At 68.1% G+C, this 22,716-nt stretch carries 26 protein-coding genes, 1 tRNA gene and 1 pseudogene; 9 read left to right on the top strand and 19 right to left on the bottom strand.

Going from position 1 to position 22,716, the window contains the following annotated elements; genetic code table 11:
* Positions 1-210: a hypothetical protein gene (locus ABGB19_RS17220; RefSeq protein WP_347687162.1), complete on the bottom strand. Its 210-nt coding sequence runs from the start codon at positions 208-210 to the stop codon at positions 1-3.
* Positions 211-363: 153 nt separating this feature from the next.
* On the opposite strand from ABGB19_RS17220, the gene gluQRS reads away from it, so the two are divergent.
* Positions 364-1,233, top strand: coding sequence for a tRNA glutamyl-Q(34) synthetase GluQRS (gluQRS, locus tag ABGB19_RS17215; protein WP_347687161.1), 870 nt, complete (start codon positions 364-366; stop codon positions 1,231-1,233).
* 7 nt (positions 1,234-1,240) lie between these two features.
* On the opposite strand, the gene ABGB19_RS17210 is transcribed toward gluQRS, so the two are convergent.
* The 4 genes from ABGB19_RS17210 to tgt form a co-directional block, all read right to left on the bottom strand.
* Positions 1,241-2,557 carry an acetyl-CoA hydrolase/transferase C-terminal domain-containing protein gene (locus ABGB19_RS17210; protein WP_347687160.1) on the bottom strand — a complete coding sequence of 439 codons (1,317 nt, stop codon included), beginning with the start codon at positions 2,555-2,557 and terminating at the stop codon, positions 1,241-1,243.
* Between the two features lie 98 nt (positions 2,558-2,655).
* On the bottom strand, positions 2,656-3,861 hold the full coding sequence (locus ABGB19_RS17205; RefSeq protein WP_347687159.1) for a saccharopine dehydrogenase C-terminal domain-containing protein: 1,206 nt from the start codon (positions 3,859-3,861) through the stop codon (positions 2,656-2,658).
* A 40-nt stretch (positions 3,862-3,901) separates the two neighbouring features.
* On the bottom strand, positions 3,902-5,113 hold the full coding sequence (locus tag ABGB19_RS17200; protein ID WP_347687158.1) for a cytochrome P450: 1,212 nt from the start codon (positions 5,111-5,113) through the stop codon (positions 3,902-3,904).
* A gap of 4 nt (positions 5,114-5,117) precedes the next feature.
* Positions 5,118-6,365, bottom strand: coding sequence for a tRNA guanosine(34) transglycosylase Tgt (gene tgt / locus ABGB19_RS17195; protein WP_347687157.1), 1,248 nt, complete (start codon positions 6,363-6,365; stop codon positions 5,118-5,120).
* A gap of 17 nt (positions 6,366-6,382) precedes the next feature.
* Here tgt and ABGB19_RS17190 point away from each other — a divergent pair, with 17 nt between their 5' ends.
* Positions 6,383-6,820 carry a lipoprotein LpqH gene (locus tag ABGB19_RS17190; protein ID WP_347687156.1) on the top strand — a complete coding sequence of 146 codons (438 nt, stop codon included), beginning with the start codon at positions 6,383-6,385 and terminating at the stop codon, positions 6,818-6,820.
* A gap of 102 nt (positions 6,821-6,922) precedes the next feature.
* On the top strand, positions 6,923-7,384 hold the full coding sequence (locus ABGB19_RS17185; RefSeq protein WP_347687155.1) for a lipoprotein LpqH: 462 nt from the start codon (positions 6,923-6,925) through the stop codon (positions 7,382-7,384).
* A gap of 71 nt (positions 7,385-7,455) precedes the next feature.
* On the opposite strand, the gene ABGB19_RS17180 is transcribed toward ABGB19_RS17185, so the two are convergent.
* Entirely contained in the window at positions 7,456-7,800 is a 345-nt protein-coding gene (locus tag ABGB19_RS17180) for a DUF732 domain-containing protein (protein ID WP_347687154.1), read from the bottom strand.
* A gap of 55 nt (positions 7,801-7,855) precedes the next feature.
* Between ABGB19_RS17180 and ABGB19_RS17175 the strand changes: the two genes are divergently transcribed.
* Positions 7,856-8,227 carry a hypothetical protein gene (locus ABGB19_RS17175; protein ID WP_347687153.1) on the top strand — a complete coding sequence of 124 codons (372 nt, stop codon included), beginning with the start codon at positions 7,856-7,858 and terminating at the stop codon, positions 8,225-8,227.
* A 6-nt stretch (positions 8,228-8,233) separates the two neighbouring features.
* Here the strand turns inward: ABGB19_RS17175 and proS are convergent, their stop codons facing one another.
* Positions 8,234-9,661, bottom strand: a complete 1,428-nt coding sequence (proS, locus tag ABGB19_RS17170) for a proline--tRNA ligase (protein ID WP_347687152.1) — start codon at positions 9,659-9,661, stop codon at positions 8,234-8,236.
* Positions 9,662-9,816: 155 nt separating this feature from the next.
* Between proS and ABGB19_RS17165 the strand changes: the two genes are divergently transcribed.
* On the top strand, positions 9,817-10,206 hold the full coding sequence (locus tag ABGB19_RS17165; protein WP_347687151.1) for an ATP-binding protein: 390 nt from the start codon (positions 9,817-9,819) through the stop codon (positions 10,204-10,206).
* Here ABGB19_RS17165 and ABGB19_RS17160 read toward each other — a convergent pair.
* The 3 genes from ABGB19_RS17160 to ABGB19_RS17150 are packed head-to-tail and all read right to left on the bottom strand — an operon-like array spanning position 10,179 to position 13,362.
* On the bottom strand, positions 10,179-10,619 hold the full coding sequence (locus ABGB19_RS17160; RefSeq protein WP_347687150.1) for a response regulator: 441 nt from the start codon (positions 10,617-10,619) through the stop codon (positions 10,179-10,181). The two genes, ABGB19_RS17165 and ABGB19_RS17160, sit on opposite strands and share 28 nt — an antisense overlap.
* Positions 10,616-12,187 (bottom strand): ATP-binding protein, encoded by a 1,572-nt coding sequence (locus ABGB19_RS17155; RefSeq protein ID WP_347687149.1) that lies wholly within the window; start codon positions 12,185-12,187, stop codon positions 10,616-10,618. Before ABGB19_RS17155 ends, ABGB19_RS17160 begins: the two co-directional genes overlap by 4 nt.
* Positions 12,184-13,362: a SpoIIE family protein phosphatase gene (locus tag ABGB19_RS17150; protein ID WP_347687229.1), complete on the bottom strand. Its 1,179-nt coding sequence runs from the start codon at positions 13,360-13,362 to the stop codon at positions 12,184-12,186. The genes ABGB19_RS17155 and ABGB19_RS17150 overlap by 4 nt, the downstream gene beginning before the upstream one ends.
* A gap of 268 nt (positions 13,363-13,630) precedes the next feature.
* Between ABGB19_RS17150 and ABGB19_RS17145 the strand changes: the two genes are divergently transcribed.
* On the top strand, positions 13,631-13,942 hold the full coding sequence (locus tag ABGB19_RS17145) for a hypothetical protein (protein WP_347687148.1): 312 nt from the start codon (positions 13,631-13,633) through the stop codon (positions 13,940-13,942).
* Here the strand turns inward: ABGB19_RS17145 and ABGB19_RS17140 are convergent.
* Complete coding sequence (locus ABGB19_RS17140; protein WP_347687147.1) at positions 13,933-14,925, bottom strand: acyl-ACP desaturase; 993 nt, start codon at positions 14,923-14,925, stop codon at positions 13,933-13,935. The two genes, ABGB19_RS17145 and ABGB19_RS17140, sit on opposite strands and share 10 nt — an antisense overlap.
* A gap of 417 nt (positions 14,926-15,342) precedes the next feature.
* Here ABGB19_RS17140 and ABGB19_RS17135 point away from each other — a divergent pair, with 417 nt between their 5' ends.
* Positions 15,343-15,897, top strand: coding sequence for a fasciclin domain-containing protein (locus ABGB19_RS17135; RefSeq protein WP_347687146.1), 555 nt, complete (start codon positions 15,343-15,345; stop codon positions 15,895-15,897).
* 174 nt (positions 15,898-16,071) lie between these two features.
* Positions 16,072-16,230, top strand: a pseudogene (locus ABGB19_RS17130) (tyrosine-type recombinase/integrase); the annotation flags it as partial.
* 88 nt (positions 16,231-16,318) lie between these two features.
* On the opposite strand, the gene ABGB19_RS17125 reads toward ABGB19_RS17130, so the two are convergent.
* From ABGB19_RS17125 to ABGB19_RS17115, 3 genes are all read right to left on the bottom strand, one after another.
* Positions 16,319-16,409 (bottom strand) — tRNA-Ser (locus ABGB19_RS17125).
* 145 nt (positions 16,410-16,554) lie between these two features.
* Entirely contained in the window at positions 16,555-17,010 is a 456-nt protein-coding gene (locus tag ABGB19_RS17120; protein ID WP_347687145.1) for a nucleoside deaminase, read from the bottom strand.
* 10 nt (positions 17,011-17,020) lie between these two features.
* Positions 17,021-17,542 carry a tRNA adenosine deaminase-associated protein gene (locus tag ABGB19_RS17115; protein WP_347687144.1) on the bottom strand — a complete coding sequence of 174 codons (522 nt, stop codon included), beginning with the start codon at positions 17,540-17,542 and terminating at the stop codon, positions 17,021-17,023.
* Positions 17,543-17,635: 93 nt separating this feature from the next.
* Here ABGB19_RS17115 and ABGB19_RS17110 point away from each other — a divergent pair, with 93 nt between their 5' ends.
* Entirely contained in the window at positions 17,636-18,595 is a 960-nt protein-coding gene (locus ABGB19_RS17110) for a prephenate dehydrogenase (RefSeq protein ID WP_347687143.1), read from the top strand.
* Here the strand turns inward: ABGB19_RS17110 and ABGB19_RS17105 are convergent.
* The 5 genes from ABGB19_RS17105 to ABGB19_RS17085 are packed head-to-tail and all read right to left on the bottom strand — an operon-like array spanning position 18,558 to position 22,706.
* Complete coding sequence (locus tag ABGB19_RS17105; RefSeq protein ID WP_347687142.1) at positions 18,558-19,169, bottom strand: putative glycolipid-binding domain-containing protein; 612 nt, start codon at positions 19,167-19,169, stop codon at positions 18,558-18,560. The two genes, ABGB19_RS17110 and ABGB19_RS17105, sit on opposite strands and share 38 nt — an antisense overlap.
* A 2-nt stretch (positions 19,170-19,171) precedes the next feature.
* On the bottom strand, positions 19,172-19,963 hold the full coding sequence (locus ABGB19_RS17100) for an ABC transporter permease (protein WP_347687141.1): 792 nt from the start codon (positions 19,961-19,963) through the stop codon (positions 19,172-19,174).
* A 5-nt stretch (positions 19,964-19,968) separates the two neighbouring features.
* Entirely contained in the window at positions 19,969-20,643 is a 675-nt protein-coding gene (locus ABGB19_RS17095) for an ABC transporter permease (RefSeq protein ID WP_347687140.1), read from the bottom strand.
* Between the two features lie 3 nt (positions 20,644-20,646).
* On the bottom strand, positions 20,647-21,756 hold the full coding sequence (locus ABGB19_RS17090; protein WP_347687139.1) for an ATP-binding cassette domain-containing protein: 1,110 nt from the start codon (positions 21,754-21,756) through the stop codon (positions 20,647-20,649).
* Entirely contained in the window at positions 21,753-22,706 is a 954-nt protein-coding gene (locus ABGB19_RS17085) for an ABC transporter substrate-binding protein (protein WP_347687138.1), read from the bottom strand. The genes ABGB19_RS17090 and ABGB19_RS17085 overlap by 4 nt, the downstream gene beginning before the upstream one ends.
* Positions 22,707-22,716: the final 10 nt, after the last annotated feature.

The raw sequence follows: 22,716 nt of genomic DNA, 5'->3' as shown, positions 1-22,716 counted from the left end.
TCAGCCTCCGATGTGCATCATGTCGCCGGCGAGGCTGAAGAGGCGGGATCCCAACTTGATGACCGGAATGCCGAGCGGTATCAACAGGATCGTCACGCACAGCACCGCCCCGACCAGCCACACCAGCGCCGCGACGATGCCCAGCACGACACCGAGCACGGCTCCCAGGATTCCGAGTACCACGCCGACCAGGCGATTGAGAGCTTGCATGTTGGCCTCCTCACTTCGGAGGATCAGGGCCGGTGAAGCGCAGCAGGTTCGCGACCGGCTCCGCTCCTCGAGTAACGCAAGGACTACCCGGCTGGGCGGAAATTAACCGTGCCGTCAAGCGACGCGCCCGGCGCGGCTGGCTACATTGCGGGGATGACCGCCGGCAGGTTCGCCCCGAGCCCGTCGGCCGATCTGCACATCGGCAACCTGCGCACCGCGGTGCTCGCGTGGATGTTCGCCCGGTCCACCGGCCGCCGCTTCCTGATCCGCGTCGACGACCTCGACGACCGCACCCACGCCGAGATCGGACAGCGGCAACTCGACGATCTGGCCGCGATCGGGCTCACCTGGGATGAGCCACCGGAGTGGCAGTCTAAGCATCGCGATCGCTACGACAAGATCGTCGCAGCCCTGGACGACAGCGGGCTACTGTACGAATGCTATTGCAGCAGAAGGGATATTGCGCAGGCGCCGCGGGCCCCACACGCCCCCCAGGGCGCCTATCCGGGCACATGCCGTGAGCTCACCGACGGCGAGCGCGCGGTGCGGCGCGCCGAGACGGGCAGGCCGCCCGCCCTGCGACTGCGCACCGACGTGATCACCTACACCGTCCACGATGTGTTGCACGGCGACTACACCGGTATCGTCGACGACTTCGTGGTGCGCCGGGGCGACGGTGTGCCGGCCTACAACCTCGCCGTCGTCGTCGATGACGCCACGCGGGGCGTCGACCAGGTGGTGCGTGGCGACGACCTGCTGCCGTCGTCGCCGCGGCAGGCCTACCTCGCGCGCATGCTGGGGTACCCGGAGCCGACCTACGCCCATGTCGCGCTGGTCCTCAACGAGGACGGGGCGCGGCTGGCCAAACGCGATGGTGCGGTGACGCTCGCCGAGATCGGCGTCGAACGCGCTGTGCGGCAGATCAGTTCGTCGCTGGGCTGGCGGGCGTCGACCGTCGAGGAGATGTTGGCCGAGTTCGACCCGGCGCGGCTGCCGACCCACCCGTGGATCTACCGTCCCTGATGCGCCGCTATTCGACGGGCGAGCGGCCCTTGGCCGCGCGTCCCGCGGCCGCCATGAGCTCGTCGCGGAACTGCGGGTGGGCGATCGCGGCCAGCGCCTCGCCGCGCTGCTGGACGGTCTTGCCCTCCAGTTCGGCGGCGCCGTACTCGGTGACGATCACGTCGACGTGGTGCCGCGGCGTGGTGATCACGGCGCCCGGCCCGAACCACGGCACGATCCGCGACCGGAGCACGCCGTCCTTCTCGAACGTCGAGGGCAGGCAGATCAGTGAGCGGTCCGGGAGTTCGAGTCCCGCGCCTGCCACGAAATCCTCGGCGCCGCCGATGCCGCTGAACTGTTCACCGTTGATCGTGTCGGCGACCACCTGGCCGTGGATGTCGACGGCGAGCGCGCCGTTGATCGAGATCATGTCGCGGTTGGCGGCGATCACGTCGGGCGCGTTGACGACGTCGACGGGCAGGAACGCGACGTCGTCGTTGTCGTCCAGCCACGCATAGAGTTCCGGTGAGCCGAAGGCGAACGTCGTCACGCTGACGCCGTCGTACTGGCCCTTGCCGGTGTTGGTGACCTTGCCCGCCCGGTGCAGTCGCATGCAGCCGTCGGTGAACATCTCGCTGTGCAGGCCGAAGCCGCCGCAGTCGCCCTCGGCCAACAGCGTGGCGATCTGGCTGGGGATCGATCCAATCCCCGTCTGCAGCGTCGCGCCGGACTCGACGAAGCCGACCGCGTGCCGCGCGATCTCCTTGTCGACATCGGTGGGCGGCCCCTCGGGCAGCGCCAGGGGCGCGTCGGCCGAGCGCACCAGGAGGTCGATCTCGTCGACGTGCAGCGCGTGGCGATGCCGCTCCCCCAACCCGAACGTGCGCGGGTAGGCGTCCGAAACCTCAACGACCAGCACGCGTTCGGTGTCGGCGCCCGCGCGGCGTAGCTCGTCGACCGTGCCGCCGGCGTGCAGCGACAGCGAGCACCAGCCGTCGGCGTCGGGTGGTGTCGCGACGGTCGTCATCACCCGCGGCGCCTGCCGCTCGAGCAACGGCCCGAAGCGACGGAAGTCCGCGGGCACGAACTCGATGTTGGCGCCGCTGTCGCGCAGTGCCCGTTCCAGCGGCCCGAAGAAGCCGGACAGGTAGTGCACCCCGGCCCGCGAGAACAGCTCGGTACCGACGGCGAGCAGCGCGCCGTAGACGTTCAACCCGGTCCAGTCCGTGCGCTCCCCGAGAGCGCGCAGAAACGCCGGCGGCTGGCCGGGGCCGAGCGGGATTCCCAGACTGTCGACGGTCGCGAGGCGGGCGGCGGCCTGCTCGGCGGTCAGCTCTTCGGGCATGGCGCGGAATCTTAACCGTCTGCGCAGGTTCGGCTGCCGCGAGTGTGCGCAAACTGCTGCTTTTCCGCGACATAGTTCACTTACTACGCATGGTCGCGCTATAGGTCGCGGAGCCCCCAGGGCGAGCCGTAGGCCGTCAGCAAGTCGAGGAACGGGACCGAGTCGAACGCCTCGGGGCCCAGCACCCCGGTGCCGCTCCAGGTGCCGTCGGCCAGAAGTTCCAGCGCCACAACGGGATTGATCGCGGTCTGCCAGACCACACACTGGTGTCCGTACTCAGCCGTCGACCACTCGTTGTCGACGACGTGATACAGGTACGTCGACCGGCGGTTGCCGTCCCTGCCGGTGCCCGTCACCCACAGACCCGCACACGTCTTGCCGCGCATCTTGGGCCCCAGCGTCGCGGGGTCGGGCAGGCACGCGGCCACCACATCGCGGGGGCTGACCTCGACGCCACCGACCGTCACCTTCTCGGTGCGGTCCAGGCCGAGCTTGTGCAGTGTCTTGAGCACGTCGATGAACTCCTCGCCGAGCCCGTACTTGAACGTCGCGCGCCGGCACTTGATCCAGCGCGGCATCAGCAGCACCTCCTCGTGCTCGACGTTGACGCACTCGACCGGTCCGATGCCCTCCGGGAAATCGAAGATCTCCGGCCCGCTGAACGGCTCGGTGGTGAACCACCCCCGGTCGGCCTCCCAGACGACCGGCGGGTTGAGGCATTCCTCGATGGTGGTCCAGATCGAGAACGACGGCGCGAAGTCGTAGCCGTCGACGGTGAGGTTGGCCCCGTCGCGGGTGCCCAACTCGTCGATCTCGGAGAACAGATGGTCGGCGGCGTACCGCGCGAACACGTCCGACAGTCCCGGCTCGACACCGATGCCGACCAACGCCAACCGCCCGGCTTCGCGCCACTGCTCTTCCAGAGCGAACTGCTCGTCGCCGAGTTTCACGCCGGTCAGTGCATACGGCTGGTCGGGATGGCGCTGCGACAGGCTCATCGCCATGTCGAGGTAGTCGGCGCCGCCGGCCAGCGCGCCGGTGAAGATCGGCATGACGAACCGCGGGTCGACGGCGTTCATCACGTGGGTGACGTCGTGGCGGCGGACCAGATCGGCGATCGCATCGGCCGACGTCGCGTCGACGCGCGCCGCGGTGAACCGGACGTCGCCTACGGTATCGGCGGCCCGGCGCGCCCGGCTCTCGTCGTAATCGGCGACCACGACGTGATCGAAGAAGTCGCGGCGCGCCGCGATGGAGCAGAACGCCGCCCCCACACCGCCCGCGCCGACCAAGAGAACGCGCATGCCGGTAGACCGTACCTGCAAGGAATCCGTTGTGCGATCGCTATATGACAACTGAAAGCGAAGCCATACCGCGCAGCGTCAGGTTGGCTTTGTACTCCGGTTCGCGGGCGAGCCGGGCGGCGGGGAACCGGGCGGTCAGCGCCGAGAGCGCGATCGAGGCCTCGAGCCGGGCCAGCGGGGCACCGAGACAGAAGTGCGGGCCCTTGCCGAAGCCGAGGTGGCGGATCGCGCCGCGATCGGGGTCGAACTCGCCGGGCCGGTCGAACGCCACCGGGTCGCGGTGAGCGGCCGCGATCAGCAGCATCATGACGTCACCCCTGGGCACCGTGATGTCGCCGACCGTCATGTCGTCGGCGGCGATGCGGCCCACCAACTGCACCGGCGGGTCGTAGCGAAGCGTCTCCTCGATGACGGCGGAGACCCGCTGGGGGTCGGCGCCCAGCGCCGCCCACTGATCCGGGCGCCGCAGCATCGCCAGGGTCGCGTTGGCGATCAGGTTGACCGTCGTCTCGTGACCGGCGATCAGCAGGAGATTGCAGGTGGAGACGATCTCGGCCTCGGTGAGTTGATCACCGGACTCCTCGACCCCGATCAGGGCCGAGATCAGGTCGTCGGCCGGATCGGCCCGGCGGCGCGCGATCAGTTCCCGCAGATAGCCGCGCAGCCACATCCCCGCGTCCACCATCTCCGCGAAGGTCTGCGGCGTCTCCCCGGTGAAGGTGAAAACCGGGTCCAGCGCCTGAGCCAGGATGGTCGACGCTCGCCGGAACTGCGGCTCGTCCTCGATCGGCACGCCGAGCAGCCGGCAGATCACCGCGACGGGCAGGGGGTAGGCGAGGCCGTCGACGACGTCGAACTCGGCATCCGCGTCGTCGAGCAGCGAGTCGACCAGCGCGTCGATGTCGGGCTCCAGCGCCTTGACGACCTTCGGCGCGAAGGCCTTGCTGACCAGCCGCCGCAACCTGGTGTGGTCGGGCGGGTCGAGGAACAAGAAGCTCGGCGGCTCCGCCTGCGCGGAACCGGTCTGGATCTGACGCCGGGCGACGGTGGACTTGGACCGGTCGCTGGCCGACGACGGATGGCGAAAGACCGCGTCGCAGTCGGCGAACGAGGAGTACACAGTGAGGTGCATGTCCGGCATCTGCAGCGGACCGTGGGCGCGGATCTCGTCGTAGATCGGATAGGGGTCGGACCGGTTCGACGGGTCGAGGAGCCGGAGCAGGAGCTCCTGCGCGTCGGTGCTGGTGGTCACGTCTTTATTGTGCACGCGTCGAGTAGTACCGGCCGAGCGTTTCGGCGCGCAGCTCGTCGAACTCGCCCGCCTTGATCGCCACGCGCATCTGATCGACCATCCTGACCACGAACCGCTCGTTGTGGATGGTGCACAGCGTCGCCGAGAGGATCTCCCTGGCCTTGAACAGGTGGTGCACGTAGGCGCGCGTGTAGTGCCCGCAGGTGTAGCAGTCGCAGCCCTCGTCGATCGGGCGGAAGTCGCGGCGGAACCGCGCGTTGGTGATGTTGAAGCGGCCGGTCGCCGAGTACACCGCGGCGTTGCGCGCCACCCGCGACGGTGACACGCAGTCGAAGGTGTCCGCACCCGCGGCGACGGCGTCGAACAGGTCGTCGGGCTCGCTGATGCCCAGCAGGTGGCGCGGCTTGTCCGCGGGCAGTTCGCTGCACACCCAGCCGATGATTGTCGCCAGGTTCTGCTTCTCCAGCGCCCCGCCGATGCCGTAACCGTCGAAGCCGATCGACACCAGCCCGCGGGTGGCCTGCCTGCGCAGGTCCTCGTACTGCGCGCCCTGCACCACGCCGAACAGCGCCTGTCTCGGCCTATCCGGCCGGGCCGCGGACAGCCTGCGGTGCTCGGCCATGCACCGCACCGCCCACTCGTGGGTGCGCTGCACCGAGCGCTCCTGATAGCCGCGGGTGTTGACCAGGGTGGTCAGCTCGTCGAACGCGAAGATGATGTCCGCACCGAGTTGGTGCTGGATGCCGATCGAGGTTTCCGGGGTGAACCGATGAGTGGAGCCGTCGAGGTGCGACCGGAAGGTCACGCCGTCGTCGTCGACGTCGGCCAGTCGTTCCTTGCCCTCGGCGATGATGTCGTCGGCCTGCACCCGCTCGGTGTCCATCGCCAGCACCTTGCGGAAGCCGGCCCCCAGCGAGAGCACCTGGAACCCGCCGCTGTCGGTGAAAGTCGGCCCTGGCCAGTTCATGAACGCGCCCACCCCGCCGGCCTCCTCGACGATGTCCGGTCCCGGCTGCAGGTACAGGTGGTAGGCGTTGGCTAGAACCGCCTGTGCGCCAAGCTCTTTCATCGCCTCCGGCAGCACCGCCTTGACGGTGGCCTGGGTGCCGACGGGGATGAAGGCCGGCGTGTGGATCTCACCGTGGGGGGTGCGGATCACCCCGGCGCGCCCGAATCGTCCCGGCAGTTCGGCGTCGACGCTGAAATCCGGGGCCGACTCATTCTGACGAGACGCAGAATTCGGGTCGGCCACGTCGTAGATTCTGCACTGTGAGGAATCCGTGGGTGGCGGCCGCCGCGACGGCGCTGATGCTGGCGGGGTGTTCATCGGACCCACCCGACTACAGCCCGCCCGCGGGGGAACTCGTCGCAGGCACCGCCGAGGTGACCGTCAACGGCAACGACGTCGGCGTCATCCGCGCCGTCGATTGCACCACCACCGGTCCGCTGAGCACCATCACGATCGGTGAGGACAACTCGGGAGTCACGGCGATGGTGTCGAACCAGGACGCGCTGACCGCCGAGTTCGTCCGCATCAACGATCTCGGCGGGTTCACCGGCAGCTACGCCAACGGCCTCGCCGATCGCGCCGCGGAGGTGACGATGACCGGGCGCACCTACGACATCACCGGCACCGCCGACGGCTTCAAGACCGATTCGCCGAGTTTCCGCGTACCGGGCACCTTCGCGGTTCGGGTGTCCTGCTGAAGACACCATTTTCCGCAATTCAGTGTTGGGGCGGTGGCCGCGCACCATACTGCTCTAGATGATCCGATCTTGACGGGTCACGACAAACGAAGGAGAACACTGGTGAAGCGTGGATTTGTGGTCGCCGTCGGGGGTGCGGCGATCGTGATCGCCGGCCTGTCCGGCTGTTCGTCGGAAGAGAAGTCGTCGACCTCGGGTGAGACGTCGACCGCCGCTGCCGCCGAGGGCAAGACCACCGTCACGATCGACGGCCAGGACCAGCAAGTCCAGGGCACCGTCGTGTGCAGCAGCATGGGCGGCAACACCAACATCGCGATCGGCGACGCCACCACCGGCATAGGCGCGGTCGTCAGCTCCGGCGACGAGCCCACCGTGCAGTCCGTTGGACTCGGCAACGTCAACGGCGTGACGCTCGGCTACACGAGCGGCACCGGCCAGGGCGAGGCCAAGGTGGAGAAGGACGGCAACACCTACAAGATCTCCGGCACGGCGACGGGTGTGGACATGGCCAACCCGATGCAGCCGGTGAACAAGCCGTTCGAGATCGAGGTCTCCTGCCCGTAGCGGCGCACAGAGTTCGTCAGGCGGCGGCGGCGTCCCTGCGGGGCGCCGTCGTCGTCATGACGGCGGGCCCGCTACCGGCCGGTGTAACCGGCCGCGGACTCGCGCAGCTGCCAGATCTGCGCGGGGCACAACTCGTTGACCGCCTGGTTGATCAGGTAGGCGCCCTGGTAGTAGTCCGTCGTGCGGAAGTCGGCCTTCACCTGGTCGACGAGCTGCGCGTAGCTCATCTTCGCCGCGACCCGGTCGCAGATCGACCTGCCGTAGCCGATCGCGGCCTCGGCGTTCGGGAAGTTGTAGCCCGGTCGCACATGCACGTTGACCAGATAGGCCACGGTGTCGGCGTCTGCCGTCGGGGCGGCGGGGGCGGCCAGGCCCACCAGGAGAGCCGCGGCGAGAACTCCGGTCACGCGCTTCATGGTCGATGAGCCTATTCGGTGTCCACCCCGTTTGTCGGGCACTTAGGCTAAGCGCATGAGGCTCATGGCTGCAGCTGCGCTCGCATGCGTATTCGTCGCCGCACCGTTGTTCACCGCCGCGAATGCGCCGGCGTCACCCGGGTACTGCGACGGCGCGGGTTGCGTCCCCTATGTGGACCGCACCGCCGTCGAGGGCACGGAGTGCGCGCAGAACACCCGCTACAACTTCGGCATCGACGCCTCGGGCAACACCTTGGCGTGCAACTCGCGAGGCACCTGGATCGCATCGCCGCCGTTGGTCGGCGTCCGCACCAACCGGTTGCCGTGCGGTGATTCCACCGGAGTGGCCCAGACGCCCGACGGCTTCCCGCTGAGCTGTAAGGACGGCGCCTGGACGCAGGACTTCACCGTCACGTTCTACGGCTGATGAGGCTCAATACGCCCGCGCCACATAGGCCAGCACGCCGTCGTCGGCAGTGTCTTCGAGCGAGTCATCGGGCAGCGTGCCGTCGCCCCGCTGCAGGCATCTGACCGTGACACCCGCCGCGGCGAGTTCCTCTTCCCCCGAGTCGCCGACGAGCTCCCATGGCAACCGCGCGACCCCGGTCTGGGCGGCCTCGCGGGCCTCGTCGAGCGTGGAGCAGTCGGTGACGTGCGCGTCGCGCCTGGCGGTCGCGGCGTCGAGCATGTCGGCCTGCATCCGGGTGAGCACCCGCTGCACCTCGTCGGCGACGGCGTCGAGGCCGACGGTGCTCTTGGCGCGGGTGTCGCGCCGGTAGAGCAGCGCGGCGTTCTTGTCGATGTCGCGCGGCCCCAGCTCGACCCGCACCGGAACCCCCTGCAGGTCCCAGTCGGTGGCCCGCCGGCCGAAGCCGGTGACGACGTTGTCGTCCAGCAGGACCCGCACACCGCGCCCTTCGAGTCGGTCCGTCAGCGCTGCGGCGGCCCGGGTGACGGGGCCGTCGCTGCCGTCGGTGTCCTTGACCACCACGACGACGGCCTGCACCGGCGCCAGGGCAGGCGGCACGACGAGCCCGAAATCGTCGCCGTGACACATGATCAGGCCGCCCATCATCCGGGTCGACGCGCCCCACGACGTGGTCCAGCACAGCTCGGAGGTGCCCTCGGCGCTGGAGTAGGTGATGTCGAAGGCGCGGCTGAACCGCTGGCCGAGCTCGTGGGACGTGGCCATCTGCAGCGCCTTGCCGTCGCGCATGATGCCCTCACACGTCATGGTGTTGGCCGCGCCCGCGAACCGCTCCTTGGCCGTCTTGCGCCCGACGATCACCGGCACGGCCATGACGTCGCGCAGGAACTGCCGATAGACGTCGTGCAGGATGCCGCGGGCGTAGGCCCGCGCGTCGGCCTCACCGGCGTGCGCGGTGTGGCCCTCCTGCCACAGAAACTCCGTGGTGCGCAGGAAGATTCGCGGTCGCATCTCCCACCGGACGACGTTGGCCCACTGGTTGAGCAGCAGCGGCAGGTCGCGGTAGCTGTCGATCCACTTGGCCATGTACTCGCCGACGACCGCCTCGCTGGTGGGCCGGATGGCGAGCGGCTCGGCGAGTTCCTTGCCGCCGCCGTGCGTGACGACGGCGAGTTCGGGGCTGAACCCCTCGATGTGTTCGGCCTCACGCTCGAAGAACGACATCGGAATCAGCAGTGGGAAGTAAGCATTCTGTGCGCCAGCCGTTTTGATGCGCGCGTCAATTTCGGCCTGCATGCGTTCCCAGATCGCGTAGCCGTTCGGCCTGATCACCATGGTGCCGCGGGCGGGGCCGTTCTCGGCCAGCTTCGCCTTGGTCAGCACGTCCTGGTACCACCGCGGGAAGTCCTCGTGCTGCGGGGTCAGCACCGGCATGATGTAAACGCCCTTTCGCTGTGATGTTGGCCTCGCTACCGCTTCGAGATCGACAGCGTACGCGTGGCCTACGTGAGTAATCGGTCCCCGCGGGGTACAACCACGGAGTGGGGATCGACGCGCGTCCGCGATGGGCGGACCCTTTGCGGATCAAAGTGCCGGCGACCGCGGACCGGTTGGCGCAGATCCGCCGTCGACTGCTGGCCTGGATCGAACCGCTCGGCGTGCCCGAAGCGGTGGTCGCCGACATAGTGCTCGCGGTCAACGAGGCGTGCACCAACAGCGTCGAGCACGCCTACCGGAACTCCGGTGACGGCATCATCGAGGTCGAGGCATCGGTCGAGGACGACGACATCATCGTCTGCGTCTGCGATCACGGCGCCTGGCGCAGACCCAGCGACGGACCCTCCACCCGCGGCCGCGGGCTGCCGATCATCGAGGCGACGAGCGACCGCGTCGAGCTGTCGCGCACCTCCGCGGGCACCACGGTGCGGATCACCTTCCGCACCGGCGCCGTTCAGGAGTGCGGCAGCCGCACCACCTGAACGAAGAACTCGTCGATCTGCCGGACGGCGTTCATGAACTGGTCGAGATCGACCGGCTTGGTCACATACGCGTTGGCGTGCAGCTTGTAGCTGCGCAGAATGTCCTCCTCGGCCGAGGACGTCGTCAGCACCACCACCGGGATGTGACTGAGGTCGGCGTCGGACTTGATCTGCTCCAGCAACTGCCTGCCGTCGTACTTCGGCAGGTTCAGGTCGAGCAGGATCAGATCGGGCCTGGGCGCATTCTCGAACCTGCCGCGCCGGTACAGGAAGTCCAAGCCTTCCTCCCCGTCGTGGGCGACGTGGAGATTGTTCTTGATCTTGTTGTGTTCGAACGCTTCCCGGGTGATCAGCTCGTCACCGGGGTCATCCTCGACAAGCAGTACGTCGATCGCCCTGGCCTCGGTCGTCATGCAGTACTTCCTTCCAAGTCGGCTGCGACGGTCTCGTCGACAGCGGTGGGGATGGTGAAGTGGAACCGGGTGCCGCCGGTGTAGGCGGTGTCGATCCAGATCGTGCCGCCGTGGTACTCGATGATCTTGCGGCACAGCGCCAGACCGATTCCGGTGCCGGAGTAGGCGTCGCGACCGTGCAGGCGCTGGAAGATCACGAACACCTTCTCGGCGAACTCGTCGGGGATGCCGATCCCGTTGTCGGTCACGGTGAACACCCACGAGCCGTCCTGGGACTCGGTGCCCGTGGCGCACTCGATGACGATGCACGGTGTGACGCCGGGGCGCCTGAACTTCACCGCGTTGCCGATCAGGTTCTGCCACAACATCGTCAGCAGCGTGGGATCGCCCGTGACGCGCGGCAACGGCTCGCCCTGCCGGACGATCTCGGCGCCGGACTCCTCGACGGAGGTGGCCAGATTGTCGACGGCATCGTCCAGCGCGGCCCCGAGGTCGACCTCGATCTCGGTCGAGTTCAGCCTGCCGACCCGCGAGAAGGTCAGCAGATCGTTGATAAGGATCTGCATGCGTTTGGCTCCGTCGACCGCGAAGCCGATGTACTCCTTGCCGCGGTCGTCGAGTTTGTCGCCGTAGCGCTTCTCGAGCAGCTGGCAGAAGGAGGCGACCTTGCGCAACGGCTCCTGCAGGTCGTGCGAGGCGACGTAGGCGAACTGCTCGAGTTCGGCGTTGGAGCGCTGCAGTTCGAGCGCCTGGTCGGCCAGTCGCATCCGGGCCTGGTGCGACGAATCGAGTTCGTCGACGATCCGCTGCCGCATGTCCTCGACATCGGTGGCGATGGCGCGGATGTCGCGCGGCCCGCGCGGCACGATCCTCTCGTCGAAGCTGCCCTCGGTGATCCTGCGGCACGACGCGGCGAGCGCGGCGAGCGGCCGGGTGACGGCGATGCGCACCACCACCGCCAGCAGCGCCGCGGCCACGAGGAACGCCGCGACGATCGAGATCAGCACGCTGTCGCGCCACCGCTTGATCTGCGCGAGTTCCTCGTCGGCGGTGGTGCGGGCCTGCTGCAGTTGAACGAGTTGCTGGTCGAACAGCCGCCGCAGGTTGCCGAACGCCACCTCACCGCGCTGGGCCGTCTCCGGGGGCAGCACGACGACCCGGCCCGGCGTGACGGCCGCGATGACGGGCTCGACGTAGACGCCGCGCCACACCACGGCCGCGCGCTCGATGGCGTCGAGGTCGTCGAGCACCTGGGTCCGGTCTGCGGCGTAGTCGCGAACCTGTTGCGCCGCAGCCTCTTCGGCTCGCTGCCCGGCGTAGTACGGCTCGAGGAACTGCGGGTCGGCGGACATCGCGTAGCCGCGCACCGCCGTCTCCTGGTCTCGCAGGGCGGCCTGCAGCTGATAGGCGCCGATGCGCATCGGCCCGATCTCACCGGTGATCTCGGACGAGACCTCGTCGGTGCGGTTCAACAAGAACGCGCCCGCGATTGCGCCGGCCAGCACCACCACACCCATCGCCGCGAGCACTAGGTTCTGCCAGCCCTGGACCGTGAAGCGAGACCTCATTCAGTCGCCGTCCGCTGGACCCGTACGACGGCGATGTCATCGCTGATGCCGCCGACGGACTGGGCACGGCGCTCCACGTCGTCGATGAGCGTCCTGACGAACTCGGCACCCGGCAGGTGCGCATACGTCCTGGCCACCTCGAGCAGGCCCTTCTCGCCGAGTCGCTCGTTGCCGTGCCCGGAGTAGCCCTCGAACAGGCCGTCGGTCAACAGCACCAGGCCGCAGCCCTTCGGTAGTTCGAAGATGTTGAGCGGCCACTCGTAGCCGTTGAGGCCCAGTGCCGGACCGACCTCCGGCTCGAGCCACTCCACGGTGCCCGGGCCGTGCACGAGCATCCCCGGGTGGCCCGCCGACACGACGTTGAAGCTCAGGTTGTCCGGCGATATCGCGACGGACAGCACCGTAGCGAAGATGCTCGAGCCGGGCCGTTCGGTACTCAGGACGCGTTCCAGTTGGCGCATGCGCTCGTTTCCGCGCAGGCCGGCGAACGTGAGCGCCCGCCAGCCGATGCGCAGCGCGACGCCCAGCGCGGCCTCGTCGGGCCCGTGCCCGGCGACGTCACCGACCATGACGTGCACGGTGCGGTCCGTCGTCTGCACGAAGTCGTAGAAGTCGCCGCCGAGCAGCGCGTGCTGACGGCTGGGCCGGTACTCGGCGATGATGTCGACCCCCGGCGGGTCGAGCAGCAGCGGCGAGGGCAGCAGTCCCCGCTCGAGTCGGGCGTTCTCCATGGCGCGCAGTTCGCTGGCGTGCAGCTCGACGGCGGTCAGCTCGGCGCGTTTGCGTTCCACCGCGTACAGCAGCGCGCGGCGCAGCGTCTCCGGTTCGACCCGGCCCTTGACCAAGTAGTCCTGCGCACCCGCGGCGACCGCCGAAATGCCGAAGTGCTCGTCGTTGAGTCCGGTCAGCACGACGATCGGCAGGGTGCCGTCGCGCCTGGCGACCCGGTCGAGCGCCTTGATGCCGTCGGCGTCGGGCAGGTTCAGGTCGAGCAGCACGCAGTCGGGCCGGGCGTGGTTGAGGTAACGCTCGGCGTCCTCCATCGACGGGGCCCACACGACGTTGATGTCAGCGTCGGCGTCGGCGATCAACTCTTCGACCAGGATGGCGTCGCCCCGGTCGTCCTCGACGAGCAGGACGTGGAACGTGTGCAGCGCGGAGCCCTCGCCGGACATGGGCGCCGGGCCATGGTCATGAAGCGCGCGCATCTGCAACCAATTCTTTCGCGATGGTCACCGCGGTCGCCCTGACCCCTGCTTTAGTGACGAACTGACAATAGCGTCCGCAGGGATGGCTCAGCGGCAGAGACGATCGAAACTCGTCGGCTCTGAACTGGCCGCCCTGGTGACTCCCCCGAGTGTTACGAGGGTACCTCGATCACCCGTTCGGCACCTAGCCGTCGCCGTTGGTGACAGGTTCCCCGCACGACGGAAGGTGGTCGCGATGAACGCGCAGGTCCGCGACAACGTGCCGATCCTCGGTGCTCGTGGCGCCCTCGCCGCGCTACAGCAACTACCTCGGCTGGTCGCAGGCGATCGCCCCGACCATCGCGAGCGCGCCCGGCCACCCCGAACTGGGCCGTTGAAGTCGCCGAGCGTTTATGTCGCACCCCTCCGGCCGTGCGAGTGTGCGCGCGCCACGCTGCTGCTCTACACCGACGGCCCGACCGAAGCGCACACCGAAGTGGTGCCGCACCGCTTCGACGACGGGGCGCTGCTCGCGATCGGCGCGGGAATGCGATCAGGTCAGGCCTGATTCGAGGCGACCGGCACCCGGTGGCCGGCACGGGCTTGGCGCTCGAGCTGACGCCGTTTGGACTCCTCGAACTTCTGCGAGGCGTCCTCGAGTTCCTCGACGAGCACTCCGAGGTCATCACGCTCGCGCGCCGCCTCGCCGGTGAAGTCGTCGCGCTCGAAGATGCGCCATTTCTTCAGCACCGGCATCACCACGTCATCGCGGAAGATCCGCGGGTCGAAGACGCCGCCGACGGCGATGGTCACGGCCTTGCGGCGGAAGTCAGGAACGGTGTACCCGGGCATCTTGAAGTTGCGCAACACATGGTGCAGCGAGTGCATCGCCTGATTCGGCGCGATCTCTAAGCCGGCCTCTGAGACGTCGCGGTAGAAGATCATGTGCAGGTTCTCGTCGGCCGAAACTCGTTGCAGCAGTTGGTCGGCGATAGTCTCATTGCACGCCTTACCGGTATTGCGGTGCGAAACGCGCGTCGCGAGTTCCTGGAACGTCACATAGATGACCGAGTCGAACAAGCGGGTGGCGAACAGGATGTCCTCGCCCTGATCGTTCTGGCCGGGCGAGAAACCGCGAGTCACCTGCTCGATGCGCAGCTGCTCGAGCTCAACGGGATCGATTGCCCGGGTGACGATCAGATAGTCGCGCAGCGCAATGCCGTGACGGTTCTCCTCAACGGTCCAGCGGTTCACCCACTGACCCCACGCGCCGTCCAAGCCGAAGTTCTGTGAGATCTCACGGTGATACGAGGGCAGATTGTCCTCGGTCAGCAGATTGAGGATCATCGCCACCCGAGCGACCTCGGAGAGCTTCGACTGCTCGGGATCCCAGTCCTGGCCCCCCAGAGCGTAGTAGTTCTTGCCGTCCGACCACGGGATGTAGTCGTGCGGATTCCAGTCCTTGCGCATCGACAGGTGCCGGTTGAGGTTGCTCTCCACCACCGGTTCGAGCGCCTTCAGGAGTTGCAGATCGGTCAGGTCGCTCGACATGGGCTCTCCGGTATCTATGTCGCCCCAATTTCAGCAAAAGTACCTGTGCCGATCGACTGCACTGAGGGCGGCGCGCCGAACCGGACCGCTAGCTGCGTATACGCAGATAGTAAGTGGCGAGCACCCTCGCTTCGCGGCGGCCCACATTCTGCTCAAACCCGGTGAACGCAGTTGCTCTACACCGACGGGCTGACCGTGGCGCGGATCGGGGCCGGGACCCCAACGTTGGACGACGACGACGCCCTGCTCGCGATCGGCGCGGGACCGCAATAGCAGAAGAAATATGGTGGTGGCGGAGGGGTTTGAACCTATTCAGCAACGTCTTAGCCCCAGCCTTAATGCGTTTCTACGGTGAGAACGGGTAAGCCACCGGACGTGTGGGTGAGTTTCTGGCACTACCGCCCAGGTGCGACAGCGATGGCCGTCGCAACACTTCTGGTGTTGTCGACGGCGAGCGCCAGCGCCGATCCGGTGGCTGAGCCCATCGGTCCCTCGTGCGCCGTCTATGTACCAGAGGGTCAAGCGGGCGCGGGCTCAATGGCTGGTGTGGCACAGCAGCCGCCGAGCATGGCGGTCGCGAACAACCCCAAACTCAGCGCTCTGAGCGCGGCACTGTCCGGCAAGCTCAACCCCGCCGTGAACATGGTCGACACCCTCAACGCGGGCCAGGTCACTATCTTCGCGCCGGTAGACAATGCGTTCTCCCGACTGCCCCCTGAGGTGACCGCCGCAATGCAGACCAACGCAGCATGGCTGACGCGACTGCTGACCTACCACGTGATCCCCGGACGGTTCAGCCCCACCGACATAAACGGCACGCACACGACCCTGCAGGGCGGCGAGCTATCCGTCACAGGTCCTGCTGATCGCCTTTGGGTCAACGACGCACTGGTGCTCTGCGGCGGGATCATCAGCGCTAACGCAACGCTCTACCTCATCGACACCGTCCTGATGCCGCCCCCTGCGTGGTGAACGGTGGTGTCGTGCGCTCGACCAACGTCAACCGTAGGCGAGGACGGCACACACATGTGAGGAACCTCTGAGAGGTAGCGCCTGGGCATAGTGTCAGCCACCCCTCTACGCACGACCCGCTTGCCTGTAAGCATGACGCTTGCCGATTGCTTCGCCCGTTCAGCCCAGGTCCGGCGTCACACCTGTGCATCTCTGGCGTTGAGCGCTGGCGTCAACGTGCCGGCTCTGCAGAGGATGCTGGGCCACACCTCGGCCAAGATGACACAGGACGCCTACGCCGATCTGTTCGACGACGACCTGGACGCGGTGGCGGAAGGTTCGCACAGCCGCTAAGCACGGGCGGGCTCTGGGCGGGAACGTGCTCAAAATGTGCACAGAAGTGAGCGAAGAGGGCCAAATAACGTATGACCTGCAGACACTTTGGCGGTGGCGGAGGGATTTGAACCCTCGGACGGGGGTTACCCGTCACACGCTTTCGAGGCGTGCTCCTTAGGCCGCTCGGACACGCCACCGTGTGGCAGCTTACCGGGCACCGGTGCTTCTACTCCAATCGCGCCGTGCGACATGTGTACTTCGCGAGGTGTACACCAGGGTCGTGAAGTTGGACCTGACCGCGACCCTGGTGTACGCCTCGCGAACGTGGGGGCCGCTCGTCGCTCAGCGCTGCCTCGCGAAGAACTCCTCCAGCGGCGCGGCGCACTCGTCGGCCAGCACGCCGCCGCGAACCTCGGCCCGGTGGGTTAGGCGTCGGTCGCGCACCACGTCCCACAACGAGCCGACCGCCCCCGTCTTGGGCTCCCACGCGCCGAAAACCAGACGAGCGACACGGGCCATCACCAGCGCGCCCGCGCACATCGTGCACGGTTCGACGGTGACCGCCAGCGTGGTGCCTTCCAACCGCCAGCCGTCGCCAAGGGCCGCCGCCGCAGCCCGCATCGCCAGGATCTCCGCGTGCGCGGTGGGGTCGCCGAGCTCCTCGCGCGCGTTGGCGGCGCGGGCCAGTTCGGTACCGTCGGCGGCGACGACGACCGCGCCGACCGGCACGTCACGGGGTCCGGCGGCGCGCGCCGCCTCGAGCGCGGCCCGGATCAGCTGCTCGTCGCTGGTGTTCAACGCCTCCGACTCACCGACCCAGACGGTCGAGCACCGCGGACAGTTCGTCGGCGAACCCCATCTCGCGGGCGATCCTGCCCAGCTGTTCGTCGGCGTAGAGGTCGGATTCGTCCAGGATGACGCCGAGCACCCCCTCGGGCAGGCCGACGTCGGACAGCAGCCCCAGGTCGCCCTCCTCGAACGGCTCGGCCTCTTCGAGCTCTTCGGGCTCGATGTCGGCGTCGAGCATCTCCAGCGCCTCGGCGGCGATGTCGTAGTCCAGCGCCGCCGTGGCATCGGACAAGAACAGCCGAGTCCCCGCGGGCGCGGGGCGCACGATCACGAAGAACTCGTCGTCGACGTCGATGAGCCCGAATACCGCTCCGGCACTACGGATTTCCCGCAGCTCGGTCTCCGCGGCGGTCAGGCTGGTCAACACGACACGGTGCATCGGTGCACACCGCCACTTGCCGTCCTCCCGGACGACGGCCACGCCGAAGCCGTCGGGGGTATCGACGGACTGCTCCTGCGCCGGCGCACGCTGTGCTCCCATGTCGGGTTACGGTAGTCGCCGACCAGGCCATTGACCAGGAATCCCGACCAAGCCTGACGTCGGTCGATGCGGTCGATATGCCAGTCTGGTGAGGTGACGAACACGCCGGTCTGTGTGCTCGGTCTGGGACTGATCGGGGGCTCGGTGATGCGCGCCGCGGCCGCCGCCGGACGAGAGGTCTTCGGCTACAACCGGTCGCTGGAATCCGTCCAGGCGGCGAAGGCCGACGGCTTCGACGCCGACGAGAACATCGACACCGTGCTCACCAGGGCCGCCGCCAGCAACGCTCTGGTGGTGCTCGCCGTGCCGGTTCCCGCGCTTGCGCAGATGCTGGGCCACATCCGCGACCTCGCTCCCGAATGCCCGCTGACCGACGTGACCAGCGTGAAAAGCGCTGTCGAGCAGGAGGTCCGATTCTTCGGCCTGCTCGACCGGTTCGTCGGTGGACATCCGATGGCCGGCACAGCACACTCCGGATGGCAGGCCGGCGACGCCCGGTTGTTCGTCGGCGCGCCCTGGGTGGTCAGCGTCGACGATCACGTCGACCCCGGCGTGTGGGCGTTGGTGATGAACCTGGCACTGGACTGTGGAGCGGTCGTCGTGCCCGCGCGCTCAGACGAACACGACGCGGCCGCGGCGATCATCTCGCATCTGCCGCACCTGCTGGCCGAGGCGCTCGCCGTCACCGCCGGCGAGGCGCCGCTGGCGTTCGCGCTCGCCGCAGGCTCGTTCCGCGACGGCACCCGGGTTGCCGCGAGCGCGCCCGACCTGGTCCGCGCGATGTGCGAGGCCAACGCCGACCAAGTGCTGCCCGCACTCGACCGCGCGCTGGAACTGCTCACCCATGCCCGCGAGGCGCTGGCCCGTCGGGAGCCGCTCAGCGACCTGGTGGACGCCGGCCACGCCGCACGCGTCCGCTACGACAGCTTCGGCAGGCCCGACATCGTCACGACCGTCATCGGCGAGGATCGCTGGCGCGACGAACTCGCCGCCGCCGGCCGCGCGGGCGGCGTGATCAGATCCGCTCTGCCAGTCCTGGGTAGTCGAGGATGAACCCGTCGGAGTCCACACTGATGGTGGTCTCGGCGGCCGGGGAGTGCAGCTTGATCCCGTCCGGGTTGTCGGGGCCGGCGCTGCTGTAGCTGATGACGGCCGTCTCGACGGAGACCTCGGGCAGCCGCACATAGACCACCGGGCAGCTGACGGAGTCCGACCGCCGGTACAGGCCGGTGCGCCGGATCGGCAGCGCATTGAAGAACGGGCTGAAGATCACGTCGACGTCGAGAGCGCCGTCAAAAGCCGAGCGCTGCGACTTGCCGGTGTGGTCCTGCACCAGCCACATGTTCTCCTCGTCGCGGGCGATCGACAGCTGGCGCTCCCGCTCGGCGAGCGTGACGGTCATCGACAGTCGCTTGGTGGCGCCTGCTTCGTCGGTGACCAGATCGTAGGAGGCGGAGAAGGCCGGGTGCGACGGCGTCGCGGCGGCCACGATCCGGCCGTAGGCCTTGATCCGGTTGCCCGACAACCCCACCCGAACCGATTCCATCCGCGGCACATCGTGCGCCCGCCAGGTCAGGATCGCCGGCCAGGCGTTTCCCTGTGCATCGGAGCCGACTGCTTCACTCACCCCTATACCGTAGGCGAAGGATCCCCTCGTTCGTAACGTGCCGTCGCGGCACTTTTGGAGACTGCGTGTGATGTTGCGCGCGGACGCGATTCGAGGAGGACTTCGTCACCCAGCAACGGCTGCGGCATGCGCCGCAACCGACCGCTGCCCGGAGCGGACGCCCACACCGCGAACGCCAGCGCCGCGTCGAGAAGCAGCGCCAGCGCGGTCACCATCAGCGCGCCGACCAACGCCACGGAGAACTGCCGCACCTTGATGCCGTCGATCAGGTAGCGGCCCAGGCCGCCGAGGCTGGCGTAGGCGGCGACGGTCGCGGTCGCCACGACCTGCAACGTGGCGGTGCGCAACCCGCCGAGGATCAGCGGCAGCGCGATCGGCGTCTCCACGCGCAGCAGGATGCGCCGTTCGGTCATCCCCATCGACCGCGCCGCGTCGACGACCGACCGGTCGACGTTCGCGATGCCCGCATAGGTGCCAGCCAGCAGCGGCGGAATGCCGAGCAGCATCAGCGCCACCGTCGGCGGCACCAGGCCCAGGCCCCACAGCAGCACACCGAGCAGCAGCACCCCGAGCGTCGGCAGCGCGCGCAACGCGTTCACCCCGGTGACGACGACGAACGTGCCGCGGCCGGTGTGGCCGATGAGCATTCCGACCGGGACGGCGATCAGCACCGAGAAGAACACCGCGGCGGCGGTGTACTGCAGGTGCTCGGCGATCCGCGCTCCGAGGCCCGCCGGGCCTGCCCAGTTGGCCCCGGTGAAGATGTAGGACAGCGCATCGGTCACAAAGCTCATCGGGCTCACGCGGCGACCCCCCTCGCCCGACCGGTGCGCGGCGCGCGTGACGCACGTGTCCAAGGGGTCAGCGCCCGGCCCGCCAGCATGATGAGCGTGTCGACGACGATCGCCAGCACGAAGATCGCGATGATGCCCGCGACGATCTGGTCGCTCTTGTTGGCCTGGTAGCCCTCGGTGAACCAGGTGCCCAACCCGCCGATGCCGATCACCGAACCCACCGACACCATCGAGATGTTGGTGACGGCGATGACGCGCAGGCTGGCAATCAGTACCGGAACAGCAAGCGGCAGTTCGACTTTCAGCATCCTGACCAAGGGTCGGTAGCCCACCGCGGTGGCGGCGTCACGCACCGGCTCGGGCACCGCGTCGAGCGCCTCTGGCACCGCCCGCACCAGCAGCGCGCACGTGTACAACGTCAGCGCGACGATGACGTTGGCCTCGTCGAGGATGCGCGTCGGGATGATCAACGGCAGCACCACGAACAACGCCAGCGACGGGATCGTGAACACGATGCTCGCGGTGATCGTCGTCAGCCGGCGCAGCGCGGTGGTCCGCTGCACCAATGCGCCCACCGGGACGGCGATCACCAGCCCCAGCACGATCGGGATGAGCGACAGCCGCAGATGGATGACCGTCAGCGCCCACAGGTCGTCCAGATGCGTGAGCAGATAGCGCATCCGCTACCCCAACTCCGGCACGCGGCGTTGCTTGTCCAGCGCGTCGAGCACGTCGTCGGCGCGCACCCCGCCGAGCAACTGACCGGATTCGTCGACCGCGACGCCCAGCCCGCTGGGCGACGACAGCGCCGCGTCGAGCGCCTGCCGCAGGGTGCCGTCCGGCCGGAACAGGGACCCGCCGCCGACGGTGCTGTCGTAGAGGCTCTTGCCGCCGCGGTGCAGTGCGACGCCCTCGGCGTTGACCCAGGCGTACGGGGTGCCGTCGGCCCTGGTCACCAACCACCACTCGCCGGGCTGGAGCTCGAGCCCGGCGACGCCGTCCTCGGCGACGTGCGCGATGTCGTGCAGCGGCAGCCCCGTCGCGTGGAAGAACTGCAGCCCGCGGTAGCCGCGGTCGGCGCCGATAAACGCCGCCACTTCATCATTCGTGGGATTGGACAGCAGAAACTGTGGTGCCGCGTACTGCTCGAGCACGCCGCCGCGACCGAACACCGCCACCTTGTCGCCCAGCTTGACCGCCTCGTCGATGTCGTGGGTGACGAAGACGATGGTCTTGCGCAATTCGCTCTGCAGCCGCAGGATTTCGGCCTGCAGGTCCTCGCGCACCACCGGGTCGACGGCGCTGAACGGTTCGTCCATCAACAGGATGGGCGGATCGGCGGCCAGCGCCCTGGCCACCCCCACGCGCTGCTGCTGACCGCCGGAGAGCTGGGCGGGGTACCGGTTGGCCAGCTTGGGGTCGAGGCCGACGCGTTCCATCACCTCCAGCGCCAATCTGCGTGCGCCGCGCCGTGACTCGCCGCGCAGCACCGGAACGGTGGCAACGTTGTCGACCACCCGCAGATGCGGCATCAGACCCGCACTCTGGATGACGTAGCCGATGCCGAGCCGCAGCTTGACCGGGTCGACCTTGCTGACGTCCTTGCCGTCGACGGTGAGCGTGCCCGACGTCGGCTCGATCATCCGGTTGATCATCCGCATGGACGTCGTCTTGCCGCAACCCGACGGACCGACGAACACCGTCAGCGTGCCCTCGGGCACTTCCAGGGTCAGGTCGTCGACCGCGACGGTGCCGTCGGGGTACGTCTTGGTGACGTTGGTGAAGGTGATCACCGCTGTACCGGCTTGTCGAATCCGTGCTCGGTGACCCACTTTTCGGCCGCCTCGTCGGGGTCGACGCCCCGGTTGCCCTCGACGGCGGTGTTGAGTTCGATGAGCGCCTCGGTGGTCAGCTTCGCGCTGACCGCGTCGAGCACCGTCTTGAGTTCGGTGGACATCTTCTGCGACGCCACCAGCGGCACCACGTTGGCGGCGAGGAAGACGTTCTCGGGATCTTCGAGCACCACCAGCTTGCTCTGCTCGATCGCCGGCGAGGTGCTAAAGATGTTCGCGGCGGTGATCGCCCCGCTCGTGAGGGCCTGCACGGTCGCGGGGCCGCCGCCGTCGGAGATGGCGACGAAGTTGGCGGGGGCGACGTCGAGGCCGTACTTGTCCTTCAGCCCCACCAGGCCGGTGACGCGCGTCTGAAACTCCGACGGCGCACCGACTTTCACCTCGGCGGACTGCTTGGCGAGGTCGCCGATGGTCGTGAGGTTCCACCGCTGCGCGGTCGCCTCGGTCACCGCCAGGGTGTCCTTGTCCTCTGCCGGGGAGGGATACAGGATCGACAGATCCCCGGGAAGCGCCTTGAACAGCGCGAGCAGCACGGCATCGGGCGTGGTGGCGGTGGCGTCCTCGTCGAAGTACTGCAGCAGGTTGCCGGTGTACTCGGGGATGAGATCGATGGAGTGGTCCTGAACCGCGGGGATGTAGGTTTCGCGGCTGCCGATACCGAACTGGCGGCGCACGGTGAAGCCGTTGGCCTCCAGCGCCTGGGCGTAAATCTCGGCGATGATCTTCGATTCGGTGAAGTCCGCCGAGCCGACGGCGATGGTCTTCAGGTCGCCGGAGATCTCCCCGCCGCCGAGCGGGTTGGAGCTGCCGCAGGCCGCCGTGACCAGGGCAAGAAGAACCATCACCGCCGCAACGAGGGGCCCACGCCGGCGTCGCGGCATCGAGGTCATGAATCCGACA

Origin of the sequence: Mycobacterium sp. B14F4, assembly GCF_039871645.1 — a bacterium.
Taxonomy (GTDB): Bacteria; Actinomycetota; Actinomycetes; order Mycobacteriales; family Mycobacteriaceae; genus Mycobacterium.
This window is presented reverse-complemented; position numbering and strand designations above follow the sequence as displayed.